Genomic DNA, 299 nt, shown 5'->3' on the forward strand with positions numbered 1-299 from the left:
GAGATACTTTAAGAAAATTTATAATTAATCTTAATTTTGAATTTGAAAATAATACGCCAAAAGAAATTTTAAATGAGATTCTAAGAATTAAATTATTAGATAGTTTTGAAAAAGGCATCTCTTTTCTTAAAAACATAAATTTAAATCAAGGTAAAAAACTTATTATTGCAACTTATATTTCACTTTTTGATAGAGATATAAATTTCAAAACCTTAACAAGAAAAGATGTTCTTCAAAAAATATTTTATCTTTTTGAAAATGACTATGAGGAATTTTCAAATTACTTAAAATCGAATACA

Annotated in this window: 1 protein-coding gene; it reads left to right on the forward strand. The window is 19.7% G+C overall.

Annotated elements, in window-relative coordinates:
• Window positions 1–299, forward strand: a 299-nt coding sequence (locus tag N3D74_06520) for a hypothetical protein (GenBank protein MCX8095818.1), incomplete at both ends; no start/stop codon positions are given.

The sequence above is a fragment of the Caldisericia bacterium genome (assembly GCA_026414995.1).
In the GTDB taxonomy this organism is placed as follows: domain Bacteria; phylum Caldisericota; class Caldisericia; order B22-G15; family B22-G15; genus JAAYUH01.